Below are 10,416 nucleotides of genomic sequence, written 5' to 3'. Positions count from 1 at the left end.
AGTGATTCCAAACGCTTGCCGGTTTCGCTTCGCTCAAGTGTGGCAAGCGCTTGTCACACCTTAACGCGGCGTTATGTGCCAGTCTAAAATAGGTTAGAGTGCGGAGTCACAAATGATAGTAACCATTCAAGGACCAAGTTTTTACGGACAAGAAGACGAAGAAGTATTTTTCGCTTGTTTGTACTCATTACCAGAGTTTGAAAAGGTAGTTGGTGTTGGTCTAAATCTAGAAATTCATTTCAAGTCATCAGTTTCAGGTGATGTCATTAGGCGTTTGTTGGTTATTTGTCGTCGCTGGGGGGTAGATGTCAGTTCTCTAAAGAATCAGATTAGTTGTTTAGAGGTTGAATCTTTGTTCTGGGATAAAGATATATCGTTACCTTAACAATGACTCTTGGCTGGTATAAGTTGCTTGAAGTTAACAGAAAAGTATTGGTACCAGTCTTGATATCTAGCGGGACATCCACTTGGTGGAAATTTGCACATAACAAACTGTTTAAGAGTGATTCGCAACGCGTGGCATTTTTACTATGCGTTACGTTTAGTGTTTAAGGTGGCATGCGGAAGCATCGGTATTGCGTTGCTCACACCTTAACAGGGCGTTATGTTCTAGGAGTAATAATGAAGTCAGAAGAACTGAATCTAATTGAAAGGAAGATAGGGGTCGCGCTTCCTAATTGTTATAAGCAGGCACTTTTAAATTACCCCGAAACTTTGATTGGCACTGAAGCAGAGGATTTCCATTTTCTTACTAACGCTAATGAAATAATCTCAGAAAACCTAGAGGTAAGAGAAAGTGGCTATTTTGGAGAAAAGTGGCCAGATCGGTACTTTATAATTGGTCACAATGGTTGTGGTGATTATTACGTGATCAACCACACTAATACGGAATTTTCGGTAGGCCTTGCAGACCACGATAAAATGGAATGCAATCTATTTGCTAACAATTTGAGCGAGTTTGTCGAGAAGCTCTTGAACGAGTTTGAAACCGAATAGAACGAACATAACAAGGCATTTAAGACGGATTCCCAACGCTTGGCATTTTTGGTTTGAATTGACTTTAGTGTTTACGGCACAATGGTTTAGGTTGGGCGGCAGGCGTTGCTCACCACTTAATGCGGCGTTATACGAACTCGAAAAACTTAACATGGAGAGTGAATTGAAAGATTATGAAGTTTATCTGTTCGATATGGACGGGACATTAGTAAATTCAGAGCCTTTAAAGGGCAAAGCGTTAGCATTAGCGTGTTTGGATTATGGCGCACACGTAGACCACAACATTTACAAAGATGTTATGGGTGAAAGTTGGAAGGTTGTAACGGGTCACTTCTTTGAAAACGCAAATATTGCACCTGACTTAACAGAGTTTAATTGCTACTTTCGAGCTCATTACGAACAGATGCTCAACGATGAGCTTGAGCTAAATGTTGGGGCTAAGGCTTACATAGAACAGTTAAAACTAGCAGGTAAAAAGTGTGGAGTTGTTAGTTCAGCAGCAACATGGATGGTGGATAATATTTTAATCTCGTTGCATCTAGAGAATGCTTTTGACCTAGTTATTACGCAGGAGCACGTAACTAAGCATAAACCTGACCCAGAAGCTTACACTTTAGCTCTTGGTAAATTAGCTGTTTCACCTGACCAAACAATTGTGTTTGAAGACTCCACTGCGGGTATTCGTGCAGCTAAATCTAGTGGCTGTGACGTCATTGCTGTTAAGCATGGCTTTAATGGCAAAAATGATCTAAGTGGTGCGGTTAAAGCAATCAGGACATACGATGAAATGTTCGTATAACAAACAATTTAAGAGTGATTCCCCACGCCTGGCATTTTTGGTTTGGGTTTAGTTCAGTGTTTACGATGTCCAAATTGAGTGTTGTGGTAGCGTGGCTCACACCTTAATTGGGCGTTATGTGGTTAAGAGGAAATATGGAAATTTCATTACTAGCGGATTATCCGCATGAAGCACCAAAGATAGCAAAATGGTACTACGATGAGTGGGCTAGAATTGCTCCAAATGTTACTGAAGCAATGGTGCTAGAAAAGGTTATCGAGAAATCTGTAAATCGAAATGAAGTTCCTTTGTCGCTAGTTGCGCACATAGATAGAGAACTAGTTGGTGTTCTCGAACTCAAAATTCGTGAAAATAAACACTATCCAGAGTATGAGCATTGGGTTGGTGGCGTGTTTACACACAAGAACCACAGGCAGAAAGGTATTGCACGCAAGTTGCTAGACTCAGCTCAAGATAAAGCGACAACCCTTGGCATCAAAAAGCTTTACCTACAATGCGAAAGCTTCAATATTCAGCTGTATTTAAATCAGGGTTTTAAAGCTCTTCATCAGGCACAGCACCACGAAATAGAAACGACTATCATGGTGTGGGAAGCCACCACATAACAAACAATTTAAGAGGGATTCCCAACGCTTGGCATTTTTGGTTCTACTTCCAATTTAGTGTTTATGGCACAATGCTTTAGGTTTGGGTGGTAGCGTTGCTCACCCCTTAATTGGGCGTTAGGAGTATATATGACATTATGTGTAGCATTTAAATTTCAAAACAACATATATCTAGGATCTGATTCGAGAATCTCGGTAGGTGACAAGTATGCGGACTACGGCATAAAAGTAACTCCAGTCCATATACGTATATATGAGCCTTCAGAAGAGGGTACCCAACCTCAAGTCGCATTTGAGAGTACGTATGGAATGTGCTTTGCTGGCGATTTTGCAGGAGCTTCATTCATTAGAGAGTTTCTGGCGATAACTATGCAGCGTTTGCAATATGTTCCTACATTTTCTGAATTATCATTTAAGTATATATGTAGGACAATTAATAAATTATACCGAGAAGTATCGACAGGCATACAAAACCAACTAGAAAATGATTCAAGTATAGACTTCTTTTTAAGTGGATATTGCCCTAAAGAGAATAAGCTGATGCTGGCTAAGTTTTATATCGACTATGGTGAGAATATCGACAAGTTTGAACCTAAAGCTAGCATAATGGATCCAAGTTTAGATGAGTTTATTGAGTATATAGGTTCTGGAGAGGATAAATATGGCTTATATCTAGACATTCATAAAGATAAGTCTTTGCCAGCAAAGCCCATTTTGGCTTTAAAGTCGCTTATAGATAGCCAATCTGTGTTTTCAGTCGGTGGTAATGTTCAACTCGGACAGTTTGATGCGAACAATGAGTTTTATGTTTCAGGCATTGTTAAGCACGTTGAAAATGAAAAAGGATTTATAGATTCAATTCAGTATTGTTTTGCTGGTATAGACATGAACAGTTCAGCTTTAGAATCCTCTGGGGACGATTATATTGTTATGGGAACATATATAGACCCGTACCGTTAATATACTCCTAACAAACAATTTAAGAGTGATTCAGCACGCTTGGCATTTTTGGTTTGGGCTTAGTTCAGTGATTACGGTGGTAAACTTGAGTATCGTGGTCGCGTGCTTCACACCTTAATTGGGCGTTATATTTAATTGGAAGTAATATGAAATTGTCAAAACTACCTATTTTTTTCTTTGCTGTTGTTGCGTTTAATGTAAAAGCTCAAATAGCTTACACAACACAATTCGATGTACCTGGTGGTAAATTTCAAATCCTATATGAAGAAGCATATACGCAAGCAGACAAAGTGCTCTGTGCTACTAGGTTTGAAGGAGTCAAGAAGCATCCAGACTGGGCACCAAGCTACTCTTTAAAGTACCTAAATGACATGGAAAATGAATCTCTGGGAGTAGTAGCCTCATTAGAGGATGAAAGATATGACTTCTATATAGTTCAAACTCAGAGTAATAAGGTAGTTAGGAATGATTTAATAATGAGTTTGTTAGCTAATTCTGATGGATTGAAAATAGCTTTAGCATTTGAAGAAGGTAAACTTACTGTTGAACTAGCAGATAATGACGGTCAATTTAGCCGAGGTGGTCACTGGGATTTTCCCGGGTTCTCTCCAAGAAAGTGGAAAGCACAAATATCAGGTTTTAAAGGTGGCATGTTTTGTCAGTTGTATAAGCCAAATTAACTGTAATATAAGCCTGATTCTTTCACATGTTAAATATAACAAACAATTTAAGAGTGATTCAGCACGCTTGGCATTTTTGGTTTGGATTGAGTTTAGTGATTATGGTGGTCAAGTTAAGTGTTGTGGTCGCGTGCTTCACACCTTAATTGGGCGTTAGCACCCACAGAGTTGGATATATAGGAGTACATAAATGTTGGAAAAAATATGCTCTTTAGTAGAAGAGCAGTATTTCTCATCTGGAGATTTTAACGGCTACCCGGTGTATAAGTTGATATCTGAGCTAAATGTGAATGCAGATGATATGAAGTCGATTATTCGAGATGGTATTGTAAACGAAATTCTGACTGTAGAGATTTATGCAAACACTCATATAAAAGCATTTTCGGATGTACCAAAAGAAAAAATGCTCGAGTGTTTTGACTCCGAAGAATTTCCTGCAAATATGTGTCTATATATTCACCCCAATAAATTGTCAGAAAGTGAGCATATTACTAAGTTTGCTGAATCACCATATCAACTAGAATTAGCGAAAGGTAAGGGTCAATTAGATTATATGACTTTCGATCTTTCCGTTCTTGAATTTTATCGAAATGACCCTAGGTATACTTATGAAACCGATTTTATTCATGGTTCAATCTGCATAACAGATGAATATTTCGAGTCATCATCTGTACCTGAAAAAGACCAAATTATTCTGAAAACATTTGGTTTTGCATATGACGATGAACTGAATAGATATGTTGCTGTTTTTGCAAGGTATTTGGCTAATTTATCTCCTGAGCACCAGCAAATTTGGAAAGCAAAGGAGATTAGTGGAAACATCAAACTACACCCTGATTACTATGCGAGCAGCATACTTGGTTCTTGGGGTACCAAAATGTCAATTTTTGAGGCGTTTGTTCAAGAGCTTGAGTTAATAAATAAAATGAGCCAACTAATGGGTAAACCGCATCTATTTCACAATAGCTTTGTTTCTGATCGTCCAAAAGAGTTTGGCTTCTTGTTGAGGCCTACAGTTTCTGAATTTAATTTGTTTATGCTCCTATTAGATAAAATGATGTCCGATAACATAAACAAAAAATTCTTTGAAAATGACGTTGAAGTTGAGTCTGAAGAAGAGAGAAGTGACGGTAAAGTGGTTATCAGGCCAAAAGGAACTATACAAATACTGGCTGCTTGGATCGATAAGTTTTACCAAACACCAGATCCCAAGCATGTCGATAACATGCTTGCAGCATTCCGAAAGGTTAGAAAACTGAGGCAGAAACCCGCGCATAAAGTGAACATTGACTCGTTTGATCAGAAGTTATTCAAAGAGCAACGTAAGATTATAATCAAGGCGTATGATGCAGTTAGAACTTTAAGGCTGATGTTATCAAACCACCCTGCTGTAAGAGTTAACCCTCCTGAAATTAGCGATAGATTGTATAAAGGAGACATATGGGATATTTAGGTTCAGGGTGCTAACAAAGCATTTAAGAGTGATTCGCAACGCTCGGCATTTTCGCTTCGCTCAAGTATAGCCGAGCGCAGCTCACACCTTAATGCGGCGTTATGTTTCACTTTGATTTAGAAGAAATAAAAGGTTTTTGGCGCTTGTTTCTTTGGTCTCTTTGGCTGTTCGTTCGAGTTGTCTCAGCAATTCAATATTGTCTGCCCAAGTTCTTGAATTTCTCAACCAACTTTGCGCTTCAATTCGAAGTCGTGCCTCCATGTTGGTAGTTTGTTTGGCGTAAAGTCACTGCGAGTGTATTTGCCAATGAGCAAGCTGGTTTGGCAGTTGTCTCGGCAATTTAAAGTTGTTCTGCGCTTTGGTTGGAGAGGATGCGTGGTCGTTGAACGTTTATCGGATTGCCTCATTGGGCAGGGAAGTGGAATTACACGCTTTGAGTTTCATGCCTTTGGCAGCCAAGTGAGATTTCGCGTGTGACAAAGTTCTTATAAAGCGGTTAACAATGCAGTTCATTGCCAAATAAATCAGTCGTTTGTGGTAAAACATAACAAACAATTCAAGCAGATTCGCAACGCGTGGCAGTTTTGGTTTGCAGTTAGTTTTGTGTTTATGACGCAATGCGGTAGCTTTTGTATTGCGTTGCTCACTACTTAATTGGGCGTTATGTGATTATCGATACCTTATATATTCTAGAGATTAAAGTATGGGACAAGAAATATGAAAGAAAAAGCTGTGAGAAAAGGTAGTTCTGCAAAGGCAATACTGCTAGCGTTATTGATTAACGTTGTGGGTTTATCAACAGTGTTCGTAGGAAGTATATTCCTTTATTCAATTTACTTGTCGTCTTTAGGTGTAAACGACTATGTGAATGAGACATTTAATAGTATCAAGCTGAGTTCCCCATTTTTTCTAACATGCTTCGTGTTGGCGCTCATTATTTCTAGTTATGCTGTTTATTTTTGCGCTAAAACATCGGTTGAACGTGCGTATCGAGATGTATCAATACTATCAATAGTTTGTGTGTTCCTCGGTTTTATACTTACAGGTCATGTGATAATAGTAATTTTGCATGTGTTGGCGGTATTCTTGGGAGTTCGAAGTTGGAAAAGAAGGCTATTGGAAGAGAGTATATTTGTTCAATAAGGAAATCACATAACAAACTGTTCAAGAGTGATTAGCAACGCTTGGCGTTTTTACTATGCGTTGCGTTAAGTGTTTAAGGTGGTATTCGGCAGCATCGGTATTGCGTTGCTCACACCTTAACAGGGCGTTAGCTTTCAAGGAGTAATTGTGCTACTAAATCTCAATACGTTTTCTATTGATAACTTTGTGCTTAGCGAAGAGTGTAGCCTTCCTGATGGTAGCCATTCTTTTGGATGCTATTTACTAAATGTAGTTAATGGTAAGGTGCATCACATCCATGTCCGCTTGAGTGAGTTTTATTCAAGAGGAGGTGTTTTTAAAGGTGAGCTTCTGTTGGGTAACCGTTATTTATCAATAAATGATGGTACGCAGCCAGAACACATAAAGGCTTTATTTTCTAATCATTTTGAACACTGGGACGATGGAGTCGAGGTTAATTACCAGTATCTAGTTGATGGTATCGAGTTAGAGTTTAGTTGGCATTACCTAGGAAAGAAACTCATCGCAAATTACATTGCATTGGAAATAGAAAGCTAACAAAGCATTTAAGAGTGATTCGCAACGCTTGGCAGTTTCGCTTCGCTCAAGTATAGCCAAGCGCCGCTCACACCTTAATGCGGCGTTATGTTTATGGTCACAATAAGGAGAAAGTGATGGTAGTAAAGTTAAAAAAAAGCGATCTACAAACTGAAAAATACGATTATATTTGGCAACGTGATGCCGGTGATGGAACATATACCGGCAGTCTAGACCGCAAGAAAGTCGATAAAGATGAGGGGTACGAAGTCCTATACTTGCTCGAGGCTTTTATAAATGACAATAATCTCGATTACAGTCAGGAGCTAGTTCATCAGTTAGAAGATACTATGCACTCAAAAAGTGAGGTAGTAGAGAGATCTGCATTGAACTTCTTACTAGCACGATCTCTTGGGCTTAAATAAACATAACAAAGCGTTTAAGACAGATTCCCAACGCATGGCATTTTTCATTCCATCGTTGGGTTTTGTGTTTAAGGTGGTATGGTTAGGTTTCGTGGTGGCGTTGCTCACTACTTAACGCGGCGTTAGTTTGCTTCAAAGAATAGGGAAGTATCGTGGAAGAAAAACGAATAAGTATTAGACCAGCAAAATCAAATGAACTGGAATCAATCCATGCTTTGGTAACTTCAAACGATGCATGGACTCAGTTTAATGGCCCATATTTTCCGTATTCTCACCCTTCATTAAATCAGTTTGAAAAGTCTTCGTTTCAACGGTTGTTAATTGGCTCAGATTTACAGTTAATCACTGTCGATGATACTCCCATAGGGACAGTTAGCTGTTATTGGGAATGTGAAGAAACTCGCTGGCTTGAAGCTGGTGTGGTGATCTACGATTCCAAACTCTGGGGGCAAGGTATCGCTGCGTTGGCTCTTCCTCAATGGATATCATACTTGTTCAAAAATAACACAATCGAAAGGGTCGGTTTGACAACATGGTCAGGCAATCCGCGCATGATGTCTCTGGCGCTGAAGTTGGGTTTTCAACAAGAAGCAAGGCTAAGAAAAGTACGTTACTATGAAGGCGAGTATTACGATTCGGTGAAATATGGGGTGTTGCGTTCGGAGTGGCAAGAACGCAACTAACAAAGCATTTAAGAGTGATTCGCAACGCTTGGCAGTTTCGCTTCGCTCAAGTATAGCCAAGCGCCGCTCACACCTTAATGCGGCGTTAGGGTTACAATTGTAGTTTTGTTTTCACTTTTGAAAGGGGAGTTAAATGAAGTTATCAATGTTTGTTTTGTTTTTGATCGTCGGATTGACAGGATGCGGAACAACATCTGCGTTATGGGAAAATGAAAGTTACTTTGAAACTATTTCAGGTTTTTCAGTCAATGATGACAATGAGCTTTTTATTGTGAATGGCAATGAGTATTCATACGTTTTTGATGTTAGTAGTGAGTTTAAGCAAGCTTTAATGTTGAGTCGTGATATTGAGTTTGAACCAAAGTTTATTGATTTTCGATTAAGTGAGTCGGCTGATATTGCAGGTGAAATTATTCTTTCAGTTCGTTCATCAAGTATTCCTGAACTACATAGAAAGAAACTTATTGACTTAGGGTTTTCCCAGAACGAGATTATGCTTTTCAACTATAGGTTAAAGGGAAATCGTTATGCTCTTAAAGGTAGCTTTGATAATGTCAAATTGGATAGTGATTATCAAATAAAGGTTACCCAAGAATCTAGCAACGTAGCTAATGTTGGCAAAGTAATTATAACACCAGCTTCAGTAGTGATTGATTCAGCCATCATTGGTGTAACGGCTATACCTACTGCAGTGTTGTATGGTGTGCTTGGTGTTTATATGTACTCAGAGCAACCCTAACAAGTGCTTTAAGACGGATTCACAACGCTCGGCGGTTTTAGTTTGATTTGGCTTTTGTGTTTACGGTGTAATAATTGAGTGTCGTGGTAGCGTTGCTCACCACTTAAGCGGGCGTTATATGCTTTTGAGAAAATATGAGTTATTTAGTAGAAAATAAACAAAGAGTTAAGAGCAAGGTGTTTGGATCTATCTTACTGCTGTCGGTTGGTTTTACTTACCCATTAACAGCTTATGTTCTTGGGCAGTACATAGGTGTTGAAAATCAACTTACTTATTTTCAGGTTAGCGCTTTGTTGGTTGCAGCGATGGCGTATATCTCTCATCAACTATATCAATCGGCATTCTCAATATTGAATCCAGCTTCAGCTTTTGGACCTGAAGGGCTAGATGAACTAAGGCAAATGTATGTAGTGATTGTGAATCGTATCGGGAAAGCTAGTATCTGGCTTGGTTTTTATAGCATTGTTTTTGGTGGACTAGTAACAATCTTTGTCTCTTGAACTACGCATATAACAAAGCGTTTAAGACAGATTCGCAACGCTCGGCATTTTCAGTTTGATTCAGCTTTGGTGATTACGGCACAATATTTAGGTATGGTGGTGGCGTTGCTCACTACTTAACGCGGCGTTATGTTTACTTGTATTTCAATGGCTTATAAATTCTTCGATCTCTGTTCTTTGTCCCTTTAGCCATTCGTTCGAGTTGCCTCAGCAAATCCGTATTGTCGGCCTAATTTCGTGAATTTCTCAGCCCGTAAAACATGTCAATGTTCGCGGGTTGCTTCATTTGCAGGTCGTGGCGGTTGGTTTCAAATGTCACTGGCTCTAAGTCGCTTTGAACGTATTAGCCAAGTAACATGTCAGCTTGGCAGTTGCCTCGGCAATTTACCATTGTCTTGCGCTTTGGTTGGAAAGATAGGGTGCTTGTTGTGAGTTAGTCGGGTTGCCTCATTGGGCAGGGAAGTGGGTTTAGTCGCTTCATGTTTCGAGCCTCTGGCGGCCAAGTAAGATTGAGCTTGTGATTCACTTCTTGAAATGCGGCCAACAAAGCAGTTCTTTGCCAAACAAATCAGTCATTTGTGGTAAAACATAACAAACAATTCAAGCAGACCCTCAACGCGTGGCACTTTTGGTTTGCGTCGGCTTTGGTGTTTACGGTGCAATGCGGAAGGTTAGCCAGTGCGTTTCGGGCTACTTAATTGGGCGTTATATTTATCCGACATTAACAAACATGGAGGTTTGAAATGAGTAAAGAGATTACAGGCGGTTGCTGCTGCGAAAGTGTAGCCTTTAAGCTTAAAGATGACTTCGGTAAGTTCTTCTTTTGTCACTGTGAGCAGTGCCGAAAGCTCACAGGTTCGGCTCATGCATCGAACTTGTTTACTTCTCCTTCAAACATCGAATGGACTAAAGGGGAA

General features: G+C 39.5%; 13 protein-coding genes. All 13 read left to right on the top strand.

Going from position 1 to position 10,416, the window contains the following annotated elements:
• The first annotated feature begins 112 nt into the window (after positions 1–112).
• Complete coding sequence (locus FCU94_RS15405) at positions 113–385, top strand: hypothetical protein (RefSeq protein ID WP_004748935.1); 273 nt, start codon at positions 113–115, stop codon at positions 383–385.
• Between the two features lie 236 nt (positions 386–621).
• Positions 622–996, top strand: a complete 375-nt coding sequence (locus tag FCU94_RS15395) for an SMI1/KNR4 family protein (protein WP_176289393.1) — start codon at positions 622–624, stop codon at positions 994–996.
• Between the two features lie 151 nt (positions 997–1,147).
• Positions 1,148–1,795, top strand: a complete 648-nt coding sequence (locus FCU94_RS15390; RefSeq protein ID WP_176289394.1) for an HAD family hydrolase — start codon at positions 1,148–1,150, stop codon at positions 1,793–1,795.
• 134 nt (positions 1,796–1,929) lie between these two features.
• On the top strand, positions 1,930–2,400 hold the full coding sequence (locus FCU94_RS15385) for a GNAT family N-acetyltransferase (RefSeq protein WP_176289392.1): 471 nt from the start codon (positions 1,930–1,932) through the stop codon (positions 2,398–2,400).
• Between the two features lie 129 nt (positions 2,401–2,529).
• The gene (locus tag FCU94_RS15380) at positions 2,530–3,360 is read left to right on the top strand and encodes a hypothetical protein (RefSeq protein ID WP_176289391.1); all 831 of its coding nucleotides are present in this window, start codon (positions 2,530–2,532) and stop codon (positions 3,358–3,360) included.
• 146 nt (positions 3,361–3,506) lie between these two features.
• Entirely contained in the window at positions 3,507–4,040 is a 534-nt protein-coding gene (locus FCU94_RS15375) for a hypothetical protein (protein ID WP_176289390.1), read from the top strand.
• A gap of 190 nt (positions 4,041–4,230) precedes the next feature.
• On the top strand, positions 4,231–5,493 hold the full coding sequence (locus FCU94_RS15370) for an AAA family ATPase (RefSeq protein ID WP_176289389.1): 1,263 nt from the start codon (positions 4,231–4,233) through the stop codon (positions 5,491–5,493).
• Positions 5,494–6,783: 1,290 nt separating this feature from the next.
• A complete protein-coding gene (locus FCU94_RS15360) occupies positions 6,784–7,173 on the top strand; it encodes a hypothetical protein (protein WP_029857400.1) in 390 nt (129 codons plus the stop codon).
• A 116-nt stretch (positions 7,174–7,289) separates the two neighbouring features.
• Positions 7,290–7,577 (top strand): hypothetical protein, encoded by a 288-nt coding sequence (locus FCU94_RS15355; protein WP_176289387.1) that lies wholly within the window; start codon positions 7,290–7,292, stop codon positions 7,575–7,577.
• A gap of 152 nt (positions 7,578–7,729) precedes the next feature.
• Entirely contained in the window at positions 7,730–8,260 is a 531-nt protein-coding gene (locus FCU94_RS15350; protein WP_176289386.1) for a GNAT family N-acetyltransferase, read from the top strand.
• 133 nt (positions 8,261–8,393) lie between these two features.
• Positions 8,394–8,999 carry a hypothetical protein gene (locus FCU94_RS15345; protein WP_176289385.1) on the top strand — a complete coding sequence of 202 codons (606 nt, stop codon included), beginning with the start codon at positions 8,394–8,396 and terminating at the stop codon, positions 8,997–8,999.
• A 134-nt stretch (positions 9,000–9,133) separates the two neighbouring features.
• Entirely contained in the window at positions 9,134–9,499 is a 366-nt protein-coding gene (locus FCU94_RS15340; RefSeq protein WP_176289384.1) for a hypothetical protein, read from the top strand.
• A 743-nt stretch (positions 9,500–10,242) separates the two neighbouring features.
• Positions 10,243–10,416: GFA family protein (locus FCU94_RS15335; protein WP_176289383.1), on the top strand; the 174-nt coding region annotated here is incomplete at its 3' end.

This window comes from Vibrio sp. JPW-9-11-11, assembly GCF_013369335.1.
GTDB lineage: Bacteria > Pseudomonadota > Gammaproteobacteria > Enterobacterales > Vibrionaceae > Vibrio.
This window is presented reverse-complemented; position numbering and strand designations above follow the sequence as displayed.